Genomic DNA, 16923 nt, shown 5'->3' with positions numbered 1-16923 from the left:
AATAAAGCTAATAAATATAGAAACGGTCATGCTAAGTTAGCATGGCCGTTTTTTTGTATCTATGAAACAGAACATAATACGACGTTTTGGGTTCTTAAATCAAGTATTTGAAGCGAAATGAAACTTAAAGTATCAAACCCAATTTGGCCGGTGATTGGCATCGGTACATTAGCCGGCATGCGTACCTTATCGGCCCCGGTTATAACCACGCATATACTTAGTAATCATCCATCAAAAAGGCTGGAGAAATCATCGTTAAGGTTCATGCAATCAACAACGGTTGCCGCAGTTTTGAAGGTATTATCTGTCACTGAGCTTATCGCCGATAAATTACCATCAACGCCAAACCGAATAGAGCCGGCAGGCGTAGCCGGCAGAGGCTTGTCAGGTGCTTTAGCCGGTGCAAGTATATATAAAGCGGTTGGTGGCAAAACGTTAACCGGGGCATTGATAGGAGGGGCAGCGGCAATAGCAGCATCTTATGCCAGCTATTATTTACGCAAAAACATAGTCAAGGCCAATCATATCGCCGATCCGTTGATAGGTGCTGCCGAAGACGCTTTGGTAATTGGGGCAGGGATCAGCTTAAGTAAGTTGGTTTAAGCTCCCGCTACAGGCTGAATATATTTTTCAAGCTCGCCCAAATTGCTGAGCTCATTACGTGAACGCGGCAAGCTGCCCGGGAAATTCTTTTGGATAAAGGTGATCAGGTTTTCGCGGATATAGCAACGCAGGTCAAAAGCGTTTGAAGAGGTGCTTGCACTCATTAGTACCCTGATTTCGATGGTATGCTCCCGCACGTCGGTTACCTGTACTACTTTAACCCGTTTATCCCAAAGGGTTGATTTTACAATCAGACGTTCAAATTCCTCACGGATGGCATCAACCGGAACTGTGTGGTCCATATATAAAAAAACAGTACCCAATATATCCGCCGAAGTGCGTGTCCAGTTTTGAAAAGGCTTTTGGATAAAATAATTGATGGGCAGTATCAGGCGCCGTTCGTCCCAGATTTTTAGCACTACATAAGTGAGGGTGATCTCTTCTACACGGCCCCACTCGCCTTCAACAACCAAAACATCATCGATGCGGATAGGTTGCGTAAATGCAATCTGAAAACCCGCCAATAGGTTACCCAATGAACTTTGCGCCGCGAAGCCTACAATAATACCGCCTATACCAACACCGGTGAGTAAGCCTGTGCCTATCTTTCGCATACTTTCAAAGCTAAGCAGGATAATAGCGATAGTTAAAAAGATGATGGTTACCACGATGATCTTGCGGATGAACTGAATTTGCGTTCGCACCTTACGCTCTTTCAGGTTATCAACCTTATTAAGGTCGTAAGTGTGATAAATATAATCCTCCAGAATGCGCACCGAGCGTACAATAATGCCAGCGAACGATATAGTAAGCAAGATCTCTATGGTTTTATCAAGCGGTTGATAATAGAGCTTGTTCATCCGCATTAGTGGTGATAGGAGGTTGAAAAGGAACAATGGTATGAAGTAAGCAACCGCCGGGCCAAGGTTTACAATTATTGATCGTAGTATGGAATAATCAGTGTCTTTGCGCTGAGCATAGATCCTGAATAATTTTGTAATGATAAATTTAGTGACAAGGCCAATAAGTATTGCCGAAGCGATGATGATCAGGTTCCAGGCAAAGGCAGGGATCCGTTGCGAAAATTCAAGCAAATCGGGTGGTAATCTGTTTCCAATATCCATAATCAAAAAATTGGTGTCCCCTATAAAATAGTTGGAATGTAAAATTGTTTTAGCAAATGCCCTGCAGAAGGGGGTTGCCACACTTATTTGATGAATTTTTGATAGTTTTGTTAAAAAAGTCAGGAAATCGATTGTATTGACTTATTTGTTTACCTGTTTTTAAGCAAAATTTTTCACATGGCAGCAGCTAATGACCAGCAGGATATTAAAAGGGAGAAAATTTTAGAGGCCTCGCACCAGCGTTTTTTACATTATGGTTATTCAAAAACAACCATGAACGAAATAGCCGGTGACTTATCCATGTCAAAAGCTTTGCTTTATTATTATTTTCCGGATAAAAGCCAGCTTTACATAGCCGTAATGCGCAAGCTTGCTGCCGACTATTTAAAAACGCTTGAGAGCAGGTTAGATAGCTTCACTAACTTAAAAGAGGCATTCACATTCCAGGTAAATACCCATCACGAGTTTATTGTTAATAATTACAACTTTTTTGATTTTTTCAGGCTTAATGAGCAAAACCTCCCCGAAACCATCTGGCAAATAGTTGGTGAAGTGCATAGCGCGGAATTGAACCTGTTAAGTAATGCCATTAAAATCGAGGTTGATAAAGGTGCGATAAAGCCGGTAAACAACCCTGAAGAGATTGTTGACGTATTGATGGATGCTCTACATGGTATCAGGGTTGGGGCCATATCTCAAAAGAAAACCAACTTCCCGCGTAAGGAACATCTCGAAGAAATCCACACCAAAAAACTGCTTTTGCTTGATATTTTTATCAAGGGACTAATGGCTTAAAGTCATCCGAAGGTATAAAAAGCCTGTACTGTCAGTTAGCCGTCAAATGAATTGCCTGTTTAATGCCGGGCCTGTTATTTATGGGTACATTTGTACTTGCAAGTAATTTAACAGGCTGGTAATTACCTTTTTGTTTAATTATTTACAAATACTTCTTTTTTAAGAGGTGATTGTTTTAGAGTGATTTAGTCCGCGTAGCTTTTTGCCGCGCGGACTTTTTTATGCGCTGATATTTGTGTTAATGTCAATATTGCCAATCAGTATTTTATGAACCGGACAAGCGTTTGCTATTTTAAGTAGCCTGTCCCGCTGCTCGTCGTTAACTTCGCCTTTAAAACTTAGCTTGGTTTCAATACGTGTGCCGCTTAAAGTTTTATACATCTCAATATCGGCTTTGATTTCTTCTATAGGCCACATTTTGCGGTCGATATACATGCGCAGGGTAATAACCGTGCAGCTTGCAAGGCTGGCCAGCAATAAACTAAAGGGGTTCATGCCGGTGTTGCTGCCATTGGCTTTCAATGGTTCGTCGGTTATGAGACCGTGCCCGCCACTATTAACTATTGTTTGATACTGGGTATGCCCTATAAATGCGGTGGCGCTTTCTATCAACTCAATTCCGGTTTCTTCCATAAGGCTATTGTTATAGTAAGTTACGATTAGTCTTTAGTCTAAAGTCATAAGTGCCAAGTTTAAAGAAGGCAAGGAGTCTAACGTTTGACTTTCGACTTCATGCTTCTGACTTTATTTATTCAGAACTTTCGTTAATATCAACCAGCGCCCAACTTTTTTTAAGGTATTTAGGGCCACCATTATATTTCAGTAATACCTCAAAATTAGTCCGGTTCATTTCGCCTTTGCTGCCTTTCGAAAGTACGTACGATTTAATAATAAAAATAGAATCGGCCTTTTTACCAAACTGGTATTTATTATCGGGGAACGAAATGTTTCCGGTACGTATGGTTGGCGTAACAAATTCTGTCGCAATCTTATAAGCGTCTTCGGCAGTGGGGGCTTTACTGAACGAAAGCACTTCTGAAATGCCACCCGATGTGGCAAATTTGGCCATAATAAATATAAATATCACGCCGGCAATCACAATGGCGTATACGCCTTTCATAGCACGCTTCTTTTTAAGGTGCTTTTCCTTAAGGTAAGTTTGAGTCATTAGTTTAAAAAAGGGTGCGATAAAAGTAGTAATTTAATTGATGAATAAAAGCAACCCTTTGTTAAACAGCCCTTATGGCTGATGGCCAAAGAATAAGTAAGCGATAAAGATAGCCGCGATAACCCCGGCCAGATCGGCAATAAGCCCCGCCGGAATAGCGTAGCGTGATTTTTTAATGCCTACCGAACCAAAGTATAGCGCCACAATATAAAAGGTGGTATCCGCCGAGCCGTTGAAGATCCCTGCCAGTCGCCCGGCAAATTTATCGACGCCGAAGTTTTGCATTACCGTTATCATCATGCCTTTTGAACCTGACCCACTGAGCGGCTTCAAATAAGCAACCGGCATAGCGTCAACAAAACGGGTATCTAAATTAAATTGAACGCAAACCCAACGTAATCCTTCATTCATGTAATCCAAAGCGCCGCAACTTCTGAACACACTGATGCCAACCAGCATGGCTACCAGGTAGGGGATTATCTTTACCGATGTTTCAAAGCCGCCTTTAGCGCCCTCAACAAACACTTCAAATACATTTACCTTTTTTATAAGTCCGCCAACAATGAATATCACGGGTATGGTAAACAGCATCACATTGCTGATAACGGACGATACCGTACTGATTTGTTCTTTAGTTAGCTGAGTAGTAAAGTACCATACAACCAGTGTGATAAAAGCTGTAACGCCGCCAAGCCAGCCAATAATTACCCTGTCAAAAAGATTGATTTTTTGTTTAATGGCTACTGCTATCAGGCCCATAACGGTAGCCACATAAGTAGCAATAATACAAGGTAAAAACACCTCGGCAGGATCTTTAGAGTTTAAGATAGCCCTTTGCGCGATGATCGTGACCGGTAATAATTGTAAGCCGGAAGTATGCAGCACCAGGAACATGATCTGGGCATTTGACGCGGTTTCCTTATCGGGATTTAGTTCCTGCAGGCTGCCCATAGCTTTTAAGCCAAGTGGGGTGGCCGCGTTATCCAACCCCATTAAATTGGCCGAAAAGTTCATCATCATCTGACCGGTGGCAGGGTGATCTTTAGGCACATCCGGAAACAAACGACTGAAAAATGGCCTTACTATTCGCGATAAAAAATTGATGGCCCCGGCTTTTTCGCCAATATTGAGAATACCGAGCCAGAACGCCATAGAACCGATTAATGGCAAGGCGATATCCATTACCGACGACTTAGATGAATTGAACAATCCTTCAACCAATAATTTGAAAGCCTCTGTATCGCCAAAAAAAACTAATTTTATGAGTGAAACTACAAATGCAATTACAAAAAAAGCTATCCAGATATAGTTAAGCGCCATAGTAATGTTTAAGGCTCTGAAGTTAGTGCTTTTGCTGTTTAATATGAAATGCTCATACTTTTATACTACTCATAAAACCGATAAATGAACCAGGCGATTAATAAACTCAGCCAAATTATTGACGATGTACGATTGTTAAAGGGACAGGATATCGATTGGACTTGTAAAGCATTGCCTACCAAATGGTCAAAAAAAGAAGTGATAGGTCATTTGATTGACAGCGCCCAGATCAACCTGCAACGTTTTGTTCGCTGCTCTTATGAAGAGAACTTCAGGCTCACCTATGAGCAGGTGGAGTGGGTTGCGGCTGCTCATTACCAGGACGCTGATATCAACGAACTGATTGAACTTTGGGCATTGTTAAACTTGCAAATTATACGGGTTTTGAATAATTACCCTCCCGGCAGGTTAAACGCCCGTTGTGATAACAGCAAACAGGAGCCAAATCTGCAAACGGTTGAATGGCTTGCCGCCGATTATGTTGACCATATGTTACATCACCTGAAAGATATATTGTAATGGCTGGCTATTCAGGTACACCTTTGGCGAAAAAACTTGGCATAAAATCAGGAGCAAGGTTGTTGCTGGTCAACGCGCCTGAGCATTACATTGATTTGTTTACCGATATGCCTCCTGGTGTTTATTTTACTGCCGATGTTTCGCTTGAAAATGATGTGATCCATTTCTTTAGTAAAAACGCTGATGAATATCAAGCTAAACTCCCGGAATTCATGAAACAAATAAAGCAGGATGGCATGATCTGGATTTCCTGGCCCAAAAAAGCGTCAAAAGTAGTTACGGATATTACTGAAGATCTGATCAGGAACTTTGCCCTGCAAATTGGCCTGGTTGATATTAAGGTTTGCGCGGTTGACGATGTTTGGTCAGGTTTAAAGCTGGTTATACCTGTTAAAAGCAGAAAACCTATAACATAGGTCATTTTTTACCAAAACCGATTAAACAACAGTAGTGTGTTTTAGCATAAGCACTTAATTATATAACTTAGCGCAATAATACCAGATAATATGGCTCAGATTGAATTAAAACGTGTACATGGCGATTTTGGCTTCGAAGCTGTTGACGCCAATGGACACACCGTAAAAATGGACAGCAGTCCGGAAAGTGGCGGTCAGGATTTTGGTATCCGCCCAATGCAGATGCTTTTAATGGGTCTTGCCGGCTGTTCGGCAATTGACGTGATCAGTATCCTGAAAAAACAACGCCAGGAAATAACCGACTATAAAATGGTGGTTAATGGCGAGCGTGAGGCCGGTAAAGAGCCTTCACTATGGGAAGATGTGGATATTGAATTTCATATCTATGGTGATGTTGATGAAGATAAAGCCGTACGCGCTGCCGAACTCTCTATCAACAAATATTGCTCTGTTGCAGCAACGCTCTCAAAAGCAGGCGCCGCAATTAAATGGAAGGTGATTGTTCACCCTGCCCAATAATAAAGTTTATTACAAATAAAATACCAGATGGCGGAACAGGAAGTCCCTATTAAAACAGTGCACCTGTTCCCCCTTTTGGATCAAAAGCTGATAGAGTTACTCAAGTCCCTATCGGCCGAAGAGTGGAATAAGCCAACATTGGCAAAGCTTTGGACGGTGAAGGATATTGCCGCCCATTTGCTTGATGGCAATGTGCGCCTTATTTCCATGGTCCAACAATTTGCGGGCGATCCCCCTTCTGTCCCCATCAATAATTACAACGATTTAGTTGATTTTTTGAATGGATTAAATGCCACTTGGGTGAAAGCCATGAGGCGTATGAGTCCGACTTTGCTTATTGAGCTTTTGGAAACAACAGGTAAGCAATACAGCGGAATAATGTCAAAAGCTGATCTGTTTGCACCTGCGCCATTTTCGGTAGCCTGGGCGGGAGAGGAGGAGTCCGTTAATTGGTTTCACATTGCCCGCGAATACACCGAAAAGTTTCATCATCAGCAACAAATTCGCGAAGCTGTTGGTAAGCAGGGTATTATTACAGCCGAATTATTCTACCCCTGTATTGATACATTTATGCGCGGGCTTCCGCATGCTTATCGTACTGTTATTGCCAATGCCGGTGCGGTAATCCAAATTATCATAAGTGGTGAAGCCGGAGGTAATTGGTTTCTGCTCAAAACTGCCGATGGCTGGATGCTTACCCAAAACACCGGTTCTGCGCCGGATACTAAGATTACACTGTCGCCCGATATTGCCTGGAAAGTATTTACCAAAGGTATCGATCCACAGACCGCGTTTGATGCATCCCATGTCAGCGGAAATATTAACCTGGGCGAAAATCTGTTCAATATGGTTGCCGTAATGGCTTAACAACTATTTTGTTTATTTACTCCTTATCTGTACAAAACTGTATTGTTTTTAACTCATTAACCATTTGGTACAAAAAGTTAAATAATTGATACAAATTACGTGTTTCAACTAATCTGAATTGTATCATAAAAGTATCGTTGTTTCGCTTAGTTAATCAACGGTTTATATTAAATTTTTACTTTATTTTTTCGATTTGTTTTAGACTGATTTAAGGCCTGGTTTTCCGGTTGCCAAATGCTGATGGCATCAATGTTGGATTATCCAATGTACGTTTTTCTTAAATGTTAAACGGAGAATTAAAATTAGAAATATGAAAACAAATTTAAAAAAAGCCTCACTGCTCCTTACCGGGATAATGGTTGGCAGTAAATTATTCGCTCAATCACCAGATACTTCAGCAGCCGCAAGAGATTATGTGAAACCGTTTTCAGGCGGTGATCAATTACGCACCTGGTCAATTGGTGTACATGGAGGACTGTTAACTCCTTACACCATATTTGGCCGTAATAACCGACAGGATTTTACCAATCCAAGCGAACAGTTTGGATACGGTGCTTACATTAAGAAACAAATTTTACCATCATTTGGCTTACAAGCCGATTTCCTTCGTGGCCAGGTGTCATCATCAAACAGCCACGTAACCACAGCCGGTACTTCTGCTTATGATTCGTACTCTACAAAACTAAATTGGTCGGCAGCATTGAGCGCTAACTTCACATTGGCAAACATCAACTGGCGCCATGACCGGCCGTTCATTCAGCCCTACTTAACTGCTGGTGCTGGGTATATGAACTACACGCCGAGGATAACACCGGCCGGTGGTCAGCAGGAAAACTTCAAGAAAACCGACAACGGTCACATTAACGAAGTATTCATTCCAATTGGCGCGGGCTTGAAATTCAATCTTGCTCCTGGTATCAATCTCGACTTAGGTTACCAGGTTAACTTTGTACAGTCAGACAACTTTGACGGCTATAACTTTGGCGGCGGCGATGACAGGTTTTCATACGCTCACGTTGGTTTAGAGTTTGCATTGGGTAGCAAGAAAAAGCCGCAAATGGCCGTTCATAACCCGGTATCATCTATGCGGACCGAGTATCAATGGGAAAATCAACGCACCCGTGCGGAACTGCAACAGCAAATTGATGCCGAGAAAGCTAAAAATGCTCAGCTTGCAAGCGACCTTGCTACAACCAACGCTAACTTAGCTAAGTTAACTACAGATAGCGACGGTGATGGTGTTGTGGATGTTAACGATAAATGCCCTAACACACCAGCAGGTCAAAAAGTTGATGGTTCTGGTTGTCCTTTAGCTAAACCGGTAGTTTATGTAACCGAAGAAGATAAGAAAGTAGTTAAAGACGCTATCAAAAACCTTGAGTTTGATTTGGGTAAAGCAACTATACGTGCACATTCATACCCAAGTTTGGACAGGGTAGCGCAGTTACTGGTTGATAAAAACTTCAGCCTGAAACTTGCCGGTCATACCGATAACACAGGTTCTGCAGATTTAAACATGCGTTTATCAAAAGACCGCGCCGAGTCTGTTAAATCATACCTCGCAAGCAAAGGTGCAAATCCATCACGTATCGAAGCAACCGGTTACGGACAAACCCAGCCAATTGCTACAAACAAAACCGCTGCCGGTCGTCAGGCTAACCGCAGGGTTGAATTTACCTTATATTAATAGATATTGTTAATATACCTTAAAAACAAAGGCCGCTCATATGAGCGGCCTTTTTATGTATAGACTGACCCGAATCAGTCGTTAGCTTTTAAGTATAATAAACACGTAATCCTACTTGTTTTTATCTACCTGCGACATCGTACCGTGCCCTTATTTAATATCAGTGTAATTTAAAATAAGTTATTTAAAAGAATGATCAATATGCGCGTTTATTGCAACAAGTGGTAAAGAATGTGGGCCTTTTAGTTAAAGGTTAAGGTTTATAGCCTGCCGGTAATTAATGTCAATATTAAACTGACTTTTTTATGACTTTTTTAATTACAAATTAAGAAACAGCTTCTTTTATCGCTTGTTCACTGTTATACATCTCATATATCTATTTAGCTATGAAAGCAATCTTAGTGATTCACAATCTTAAAAAGGAAAGTAATTACGCGCTCACCTACGCCGGTAACTTAGGCGCAAAACTAAAAACTAAAGTAATTGTCATGAACACGGTACCCGAGCCGTTGAGCGTTCAGTTATCGGATATCTCAGTTCAGGACATGTTTGATAACGAAGACTTTGGCTTTAAAGACCAAAATAAAAACGCCGAGAATATGGTTTTCCTTAGCTATCTGGATACTTTAGGAATGTCGCTCCATGCTATTACAACTAAATATGATATCGGTTTAATCATTAAAGGTGTTTGTGGAACTACTAAAGAGATCAATGACCAGGTTCTGCCTATTTTAAATCACGCTTGCTGCCCGCTGCTGGCTGTTCCAGAAGATGCCTCTTTTAATATCACCAATATAGGGTACCTCGCCGATTTGCGTTACGCTAAAAAAGATATTGTAAGTTTTTTAAGTAAAATGAGCGAGGCTTTGGATGTAAAGGCTTCGCTTTTTAATATTACCGAATCGGGGTTGCCGCACATGAACGATAGTTATGCCGAGACTGTGTTCAGGCAATTGTTTTGTAATTCGGGACTTAACCTCGTAAATATTAAAGAGCGGGACATCATCAAGACCGTTGACGTTTTGGCCAACGTAATGCAGGTAGACTTTTTTGTTTTGAGTAACCGTAGCTCGCAGCTAAACGGCCTCTGGGATTGGGAAAATATGGAAAACGAAGCACACGCCCATCTTCCGGCATTGATCTTTCCTTGTTAATGTCTCGTGAAAAAGTAAAAAGGGAAGACTAACAATACCTTCCCTTTATACTTTTAGTCCTTATAAAATGTAAGTGCCGTTTGCTTTTAAAACCTTGCTGAAAAATAGCAGATGAGCAGGCAGCGCGTTTTGCCAAAACTCCCAGGTATGGCCTCCCGGTTGTTCTGAATAATCATGAGGGGTATTATTATAAACTAATCTCCTATGTAATTCCCGGTTAGGTTCAATCAAAAAGTCATCAACTCCAATATTAATAACCAGCGGTAATCCGTTTCGTCTCATTTGATCGGCCATATTCACTACCGAATAGGGCAGGTAAGAGTCCGGTGTCATTGGCCCCCAGATCTTATCAAGCATTTTAGTAAGCATCTCAAACCTGTCGGGGGGTAATTTCCAGGTGGTCATGTTTGGGTCCAGGGCTCCGCTCATACTTCCGGCTGCGGCAAACAGTTCTGGGTGCCTTGTTGAGAGATAAAGAGAGCCAAAACCACCCATAGATAAACCGGTGATCAATCTACCCTTTTTATCGGCAATGGTACGGTACTTACTATCTATAAATGGAATTACTTCGCTTATAATATAGGTTTCAAACTTGCTGTTAGGATCAACCGGGCTGTCAACATAATAACTAAAGGTTTCACCTTCCGGCATTACAATAATGATATTGTATTCATCGGCGAGGTCTTTTACAAGCGATTTATCAGGTGTTTTAAGCAGCCAATCATCAAAGTGCCCATATCCGCCGTGCAGCAGGTACAGCACCGGGAAATTGACTTTGTTTTTTGCATAAGCCTTTGGAAAAGCAATAGCCGCCTTATAAGTTTTGTTCATAGCAGCGCTGGGAATTTGCACTGTATCAACTTTTGCAGCAAAAGCCCATATACTGTAAAGTAACAGGGTTATAATTAAAGTTAGCCTTTTCATGTGCTTATGGTTTAGGTGCGGCCGCTACAATTTGCAATAACTCATCATCGGGATGGTTTTTAACAACGCATTGGTTATCCAGTATCATGGTTGCGCCATTATCGGCTGTATAAGCAGGCCATTTAGGTAATGATGATGTGTTGGGGTTGCCGGTTTTAGCAAAGTTTATCCAGGCGCTGCTTATTTTATCGGCAAGGGCATAGGCTTCTTTACCGCCGCCTGTCATTTCCTGGCAACGTGCTATGTTATTAAACTGGAAAGCGATGTCCATACAGTGCATAGCCTTGTACATGCCGCCGTTTACAGGTGACTGCCAGGTAAACAGGTACATATAAACCGGCGCGGCACCGCTTACGGCCTTTTCATTGGCTTGTTTGATAGCTAAGGAGCGGAAGTTAAATTCAATATCGGTGTATTCTGACGGTTTTGAAATGGTAGGATAGGCCTTTTGTGCGGCAGCCATGAAAGCATCTGTTTTATCGCCATATTTTTTTTGCAGACTGGCCTTTAATTCATCCATTGTTTGGCTTTTGGGGCCGGGTACAAATGGCGCGAATTCGTTTTTGGTGGTGCCTACCAATAGCGGGACATTCTTCGAAAGATCTTTAGCCGCCTGGTCAGATGGTTGATAAGGCAGGAAATCGCCATCTAAAGCCGGGCCCCAGCCATTCATGTTCTTGCCTTCTTTTCTTAAATCGACAGATACCTTGCGCATAGCTTTTTTACCGGCTTCGTTTAATATATCATATGGTAATTTCTGAAGTGAATCAACTTGTGATGGTTGCAGATGAAGTTCTTCCAGTAAAGCCGCGGCAACTTTTTGTGTAACCTGCTTTTCATTGAAGTTGGTGATGTAGCTACCGCTTTCAACAATGGCATTTTTAAACAAACCCTTTGCAGATGGAGCATTCATCAGGGAAGTAACCTTACCGCCACCACCTGATTGACCAAAGATGGTGACGTTATCCGGATCGCCGCCAAACTGGGCTATGTTTTGTTTAACCCATTCCAAAGCCATTTTCAGATCAAGCAGGCCAACATTTGATGAACCTTTATATTTATCGCCATAGGCAGATAGGTCAAGAAAACCCAGGATATTTAAACGGTGATTTACAGATACCAATACCACATCCCCCGTTTTGGCAAGGTTTTCACCATCGTATGACGGAAGCTCGATTGATGAGCCTGCGGTAAAACCACCGCCGTGCAGCCAAACCATTACCGGGCGTTTTTTGCCGTCGTTTAATTTCTGTGTCCATACATTTAGCGACTGGCAATGCTCGTTTGAGTAACCCAGATCATGCTGAAAAGCAAATTCAAATTCATCATTAACGGTTGTTGTAGGATCAGTAGGGCAAACCGGGCCGTAAGTTTTTGAACTGCGTACATCTGTCCAGGGTGTAGGTTTTTCGGGAGCCATAAAACGGTCGGCTTTGGCGTAGGGGATACCTTTAAAGGTATAAATGCCATTGTGAATGTAGCCTTTTACCTTACCGCTTTCGGTTGATGTTACAGCCACATCATTACCTGCAACAACGGGTTCATTGCTGTTTTGGCAAAATACCATTACGGGTAAAAAGCAAATAAATAAAAGCAGCATGAGGGTACTGTTTTTTTTCATAATTGTATTTGGTTAAATTGGTTTAAAGCAATAGGTCCCTGCACGCTCGAGGGATCCTGAAAGAAGAAATATAACAATCAGCAATTAATTCTGATGTTATTGTGTAAATATAACACAATGGTTTTGCCAAATACAATTTATATCATACTTTTTACTTTCGGAAATTTCTGTTTAAATATTGTGTTTCTGGGTTTTTATAAGCCGTAACTATCTTTATACCGCAGCATCGAAGCCTCAAATATTTCCATCGCGTTACCCTCAATATCCTGGTTTTCGAATGCGCCGTAAACCGTATCAAAATTAATTTGAGATGCTTTTTCATATGCTTTGGCAAATTCTGTTTTGGAGAGCAGTATAATGTTAGGATAGCTGTACATGATGGCCATGTGCCGCTTGCTGCGGGCTATATTAAAGGTATCGCCGCAAAGTATCATACCTTGAGGTGTTAATCCTTTTATATGTAACACGCAACTACCTGCAAAATGTCCGCCGATGTGAATTATACTTATGCCGTCCCAAAGTTGGGTAGTATTACCATTCCATAAGTAGATGTATGGACTATCAAAAGGTACCCATTCGGCATCGTTTTGGTGGATATAGATTGGACATTCAAATTCGGCAGCCCAATCATTCATATTACTATAATAATGCGGGTGCGAAAACGCAATGGCTTTTAACCCACCTTTAGCCCGGATAAAATCTATCGTAGCTTTATCCAGATACGGAATGCAGTCCCATAAAATATTACCTCCGGGCGAGATCAATAGTAATGCCCTTTGAGCTATGGCAAAATCTGGTTGTATTTTGAGTGCGTACAGGTGCTCATTTAGCTGTGTGATTTTAATTGTACGATGTTCTAATTCAGCAGAAAGTGTCCATCGCTGACCGCTTTCCGGAACATACTGACGGTCATCGGTACAGATCGGGCAAATTGAGGGCGTCGTTGGTTCGGCCAAAAATTGCGTACCACAAGTGCTGCAGATGATGGTTTTGTTCATGATTATATAAAGCTTTATATTAAGAAGTGTTTTATATGCGATAATCTATCTGAGCTAAAGCCCTGATCTGTTTTAAATCGATGACAGTGTGGTGAAGGGACTGATCATCAGCTTTCAATCCATTTTGCTGGGATTGGTAGGCTGATAACTTCTTATTAACGAGCCGTGTGGCTAACCATTTATCCAAAGTCCACGAATATTGGGTTAACGATGCCAACAGAAAACTTGCTGCGCTCAGTGTAAAAACCGAATAGCCCAAAGGCGAGTCGATACCGAAGGAGATTGCCATCGCGACAGCAAAACATAAACTCAGTATACCGCTGCCAATAGCTGCCATGCGGGTAAACAGGCCAAGTATCAGCAATAGTCCAAATCCGCCCTCGCCGATAGTGGCGATAGTTGCCAGCGGGTTTACAACCCCTTCGGGCAGGAAACTCATTACTTGTTTGGCATAAGCTATAAAATGTTTCCAGTCGCCCCAGCCAACGTGAGGATGCCCATTGGGGCCGAATAAACCAAACCTGTCGGCTACTTCCCACAGGTAGCTTATGCCTATAGCTACCCTGAGGTATATGGATGAAAGTTTTTGATTGATATGCATGGATTTTATTTTTTTGATGATCAAAATTACCATGCTTTTGGACTATACTTGTAGTCCAGAATGTAGATTAAAGATAGTCCAATATGATGCTTGTTGAAAGTTTATTAAGCGTGGATAAAAGCAGCCAGGTGCCTGTTTACCTGCAAATTAGTAATGGTATTATCCGTTACATCAGGCAGGGGACTTTGAAGCCAGGCTCCGCGCTTCCGGCCAGCCGGGCCTTGTCGGTATCTTTAAATGTCCATCGTAAAACGGTAGTGGCCGCTTATGACGAGCTTTATGCCCAAAGCTGGGTAGATGTGATACCCCGCAAAGGGATCTACGTGGCTAAAAATCTGCCCGATGTTGCGCCCAGGCCAATAGAAAAGGCAGTGCTGAAGCACAGCCTGGCCAATAAGACATCATTCAAGGTGGATGATAACAGGATCGGCCCCCAACGCATGTTTTTGGGTATCCCCGATGGTAACCTAACCTTTACCGAGGGCTTTCCCGACACCCGTATTGCCCCTGTTGACTTAATGGTACGCGAGTACAGGCGAATGGCCGGCTATCATTTTACCCATAAATATCTGATGTACGGGCCGGAACAGGGCTCGGAAAATTTAAGAAATGAGTTGGCCCGCTTTTTAGGCGAAACCCGTGGTCTGCACGCAACTCCCGGAGATATTTTAATAACCAAGGGCGTTCAAATGGCGCTTTACCTGTGTGCCCAGGTGCTGATCAATAAAAACGATGTCGTAATTGTTGGCGACCCAGGATACAGTGGTGCCAATGAAGTGTTTGAGCAGGCCGGTGCTCAGCTGGCGTTTGTGCCGGTAGATGAGCATGGCATAGATATTAATGCTGTTGAGGCTATCTGCAAAACAAAAAAAGTGCGGATGTTATATGTTGTGCCACATCACCACCAGCCTACTACGGTTACACTCAGCTCCGAAAGACGGATGCACTTGCTGGAGCTGGCCGCTAAATACCAGTTTGCCATTATTGAAGATGATTACGACTTTGATTTTCACTATAGCAGCGGTCCGATATTGCCATTGGCCAGTGCCGATTATTATGGCAACGTAATATACGTTGGTTCATTTTGTAAAACTATTGCTCCGGGAATCCGTATTGGTTTTATGATTGCGCCTCAAAACTTCATGGTTCAGGCTACGCGCTTACGCAGGCTGATTGACCGGCAGGGTGAGCACCTACTTGAAGAGGCTATGGCAAGTCTGTTAAAGAATGGCGATATCGGCAGGCACCTTAAAAAAGCTAATAAGCTGTATCACGAACGGCGTGATATCCTTTGTCGGCTCCTACAGGAGCAATTGGGCGAATATATTTCATTCAAAATACCAAGCGGCGGCTTTGCCATATGGGTAAAGTATCTTCATGACCTGGACACAACGGTTGTGTCAAAAAAAGCTAACGAATTGGGCTTATCCATAGGGGCAGGGCTCGATTATTATTATGACAAGTCTGTTAAGCATAGCTTTGTGCGGATAGGTTTTGCCTCCTTAAACGAAAAAGAAATGCAGGAGGCGGTAAGTATCTGGAAAAAGGCTATCATGAAGTGTCTGCATTTAGCTTAAAAGTTTGGCATAGGGTATAAATACAGGATAATATCGGTTTAACCAATGCCCGTGTCATGCTTTGGCAGTTGTGTGTCAGTTTTTTAAGGAGTCGATTTTCTGCCAAAATTGGTATTTGTCATGCTCGTGACAAATTGTCGCTTAATTTTTTTCAAATTGCTAAGACGGGTGTTATCTAAAAATACGGTGCAGGTTTTTTTACAAAAAAATGTTTGATAGGGCATTTTTTACCTTGTAAAGCAATGTGTGAAATTACGTTGCGAAATAAATTTCGCTAAAAATAAATTAATGCCGGTTTCACGGTTTTTGTAAAAATAATTCGGCAAAAAACGGCTTAATGATTTTTTCTAACCCGGTTTAGGCCTATTTTTTTGATACTTAACGTGAAAAGCAGATTTATATTCAAAAAATCTGTGTTTTTAAAATTGATTTTATAGAAAAGCTGAATTTAAAAAATGATGTTTCTGGCCTAACATCTTGATTTTTAGGGGCGATTTTTTAATGGCATATAATTAGCTGAATGCCTGCCGGGAATGATACAATTGTTCTTGCATCCCTGCAACAGCATGCCTGTAGGAACGGTTGTAATCCCCTAAAACATTGTTAGTTCAGTAATTAAAACATTTTAAAAAATTAAAGTTATGTTAACCGTATTAGAAGTTGCCCTTTTCTTAGCTGTTATTATTGTTCCGTTAACTCCTGCAAGAAAAACTGCAAAATAATTGGACATTAAAACCAGTTAATGAATGGGCGGCCTTTGGTTGCCCATTTTCGTTTTAACGGTATTTGTAAAACCAATTCAAATACTAAGTAATCTTTTTTCTATTTCTCTTCCCGGCGCGAAAACGCCTCCCTTTGTTACCAATTTTCTTGTTTAGCGCTAATGTTACTTATGGTAGTGGTGATGTAGTGCCGTAATAATAGCATCAAACAGCACTATCAGATAGATTTGTGCACCAACAATCCAGTATGCGCCTATCAGCAATTTTACACGACCTGTTAAAAAGTGCCGCTGATATATTGTGTACAT

The 16923-nt window shown here is 41.7% G+C and carries 18 protein-coding genes; 9 read left to right on the top strand and 9 right to left on the bottom strand.

Annotated features, from left to right (window positions below):
* The first annotated feature begins 117 nt into the window (after positions 1 to 117).
* Complete coding sequence (locus DUL71_RS10685) at positions 118 to 603, top strand: DUF4126 family protein (protein ID WP_114938066.1); 486 nt, start codon at positions 118 to 120, stop codon at positions 601 to 603.
* Here the strand turns inward: DUL71_RS10685 and DUL71_RS10680 are convergent.
* Complete coding sequence (locus DUL71_RS10680) at positions 600 to 1727, bottom strand: mechanosensitive ion channel family protein (RefSeq protein ID WP_114938065.1); 1128 nt, start codon at positions 1725 to 1727, stop codon at positions 600 to 602. The genes DUL71_RS10685 and DUL71_RS10680 overlap by 4 nt on opposite strands.
* A 177-nt stretch (positions 1728 to 1904) precedes the next feature.
* On the opposite strand from DUL71_RS10680, the gene DUL71_RS10675 reads away from it, so the two are divergent.
* Positions 1905 to 2522 (top strand): TetR/AcrR family transcriptional regulator, encoded by a 618-nt coding sequence (locus DUL71_RS10675; RefSeq protein ID WP_114938064.1) that lies wholly within the window; start codon positions 1905 to 1907, stop codon positions 2520 to 2522.
* Between the two features lie 219 nt (positions 2523 to 2741).
* Here DUL71_RS10675 and DUL71_RS10670 read toward each other — a convergent pair whose 3' ends face one another.
* The 3 genes from DUL71_RS10670 to DUL71_RS10660 all read right to left on the bottom strand — a co-directional run bounded on the left by DUL71_RS10670 (position 2742) and on the right by DUL71_RS10660 (position 5010).
* On the bottom strand, positions 2742 to 3155 hold the full coding sequence (locus DUL71_RS10670; protein ID WP_114938063.1) for an OsmC family protein: 414 nt from the start codon (positions 3153 to 3155) through the stop codon (positions 2742 to 2744).
* Between the two features lie 115 nt (positions 3156 to 3270).
* Complete coding sequence (locus DUL71_RS10665) at positions 3271 to 3690, bottom strand: hypothetical protein (protein WP_114938062.1); 420 nt, start codon at positions 3688 to 3690, stop codon at positions 3271 to 3273.
* Positions 3691 to 3762: 72 nt separating this feature from the next.
* Complete coding sequence (locus DUL71_RS10660; protein ID WP_114938061.1) at positions 3763 to 5010, bottom strand: nucleoside recognition domain-containing protein; 1248 nt, start codon at positions 5008 to 5010, stop codon at positions 3763 to 3765.
* Positions 5011 to 5094: 84 nt separating this feature from the next.
* On the opposite strand from DUL71_RS10660, the gene DUL71_RS10655 reads away from it, so the two are divergent.
* From DUL71_RS10655 to DUL71_RS10630, 6 genes are all read left to right on the top strand, one after another.
* Positions 5095 to 5529: a DinB family protein gene (locus tag DUL71_RS10655; RefSeq protein WP_114938060.1), complete on the top strand. Its 435-nt coding sequence runs from the start codon at positions 5095 to 5097 to the stop codon at positions 5527 to 5529.
* Positions 5529 to 5945 carry a DUF3052 family protein gene (locus DUL71_RS10650; RefSeq protein WP_114938059.1) on the top strand — a complete coding sequence of 139 codons (417 nt, stop codon included), beginning with the start codon at positions 5529 to 5531 and terminating at the stop codon, positions 5943 to 5945. Before DUL71_RS10655 ends, DUL71_RS10650 begins: the two co-directional genes overlap by 1 nt.
* Positions 5946 to 6035: 90 nt before the next feature.
* Complete coding sequence (locus DUL71_RS10645; RefSeq protein ID WP_114938058.1) at positions 6036 to 6464, top strand: OsmC family protein; 429 nt, start codon at positions 6036 to 6038, stop codon at positions 6462 to 6464.
* Positions 6465 to 6491: 27 nt separating this feature from the next.
* Positions 6492 to 7331 (top strand): maleylpyruvate isomerase N-terminal domain-containing protein, encoded by an 840-nt coding sequence (locus DUL71_RS10640; protein WP_114938057.1) that lies wholly within the window; start codon positions 6492 to 6494, stop codon positions 7329 to 7331.
* A gap of 310 nt (positions 7332 to 7641) precedes the next feature.
* A complete protein-coding gene (locus DUL71_RS10635; RefSeq protein ID WP_114938056.1) occupies positions 7642 to 9018 on the top strand; it encodes an OmpA family protein in 1377 nt (458 codons plus the stop codon).
* Positions 9019 to 9404: 386 nt separating this feature from the next.
* Positions 9405 to 10172 carry a hypothetical protein gene (locus DUL71_RS10630; protein ID WP_114938055.1) on the top strand — a complete coding sequence of 256 codons (768 nt, stop codon included), beginning with the start codon at positions 9405 to 9407 and terminating at the stop codon, positions 10170 to 10172.
* 60 nt (positions 10173 to 10232) lie between these two features.
* Here DUL71_RS10630 and DUL71_RS10625 read toward each other — a convergent pair whose 3' ends face one another.
* The 4 genes from DUL71_RS10625 to DUL71_RS10610 form a co-directional block, all read right to left on the bottom strand.
* Positions 10233 to 11096, bottom strand: coding sequence for an alpha/beta hydrolase (locus DUL71_RS10625; RefSeq protein WP_114938054.1), 864 nt, complete (start codon positions 11094 to 11096; stop codon positions 10233 to 10235).
* Between the two features lie 4 nt (positions 11097 to 11100).
* Complete coding sequence (locus DUL71_RS10620; RefSeq protein WP_114938053.1) at positions 11101 to 12717, bottom strand: carboxylesterase/lipase family protein; 1617 nt, start codon at positions 12715 to 12717, stop codon at positions 11101 to 11103.
* Positions 12718 to 12911: 194 nt separating this feature from the next.
* Complete coding sequence (locus DUL71_RS10615) at positions 12912 to 13715, bottom strand: MBL fold metallo-hydrolase (RefSeq protein ID WP_114938052.1); 804 nt, start codon at positions 13713 to 13715, stop codon at positions 12912 to 12914.
* A gap of 31 nt (positions 13716 to 13746) precedes the next feature.
* Complete coding sequence (locus tag DUL71_RS10610) at positions 13747 to 14316, bottom strand: TQO small subunit DoxD (RefSeq protein ID WP_161964413.1); 570 nt, start codon at positions 14314 to 14316, stop codon at positions 13747 to 13749.
* 83 nt (positions 14317 to 14399) lie between these two features.
* On the opposite strand from DUL71_RS10610, the gene pdxR reads away from it, so the two are divergent.
* A complete protein-coding gene (gene pdxR / locus DUL71_RS10605; RefSeq protein WP_114938050.1) occupies positions 14400 to 15893 on the top strand; it encodes a MocR-like pyridoxine biosynthesis transcription factor PdxR in 1494 nt (497 codons plus the stop codon).
* A gap of 886 nt (positions 15894 to 16779) precedes the next feature.
* On the opposite strand, the gene DUL71_RS31925 is transcribed toward pdxR, so the two are convergent.
* Positions 16780 to 16923: a hypothetical protein gene (locus tag DUL71_RS31925; protein ID WP_154402358.1), complete on the bottom strand. Its 144-nt coding sequence runs from the start codon at positions 16921 to 16923 to the stop codon at positions 16780 to 16782.

It is taken from the genome of Mucilaginibacter endophyticus (assembly GCF_003351025.1).
Classification (GTDB): domain Bacteria; phylum Bacteroidota; class Bacteroidia; order Sphingobacteriales; family Sphingobacteriaceae; genus Mucilaginibacter; species Mucilaginibacter endophyticus.
This window is presented reverse-complemented; position numbering and strand designations above follow the sequence as displayed.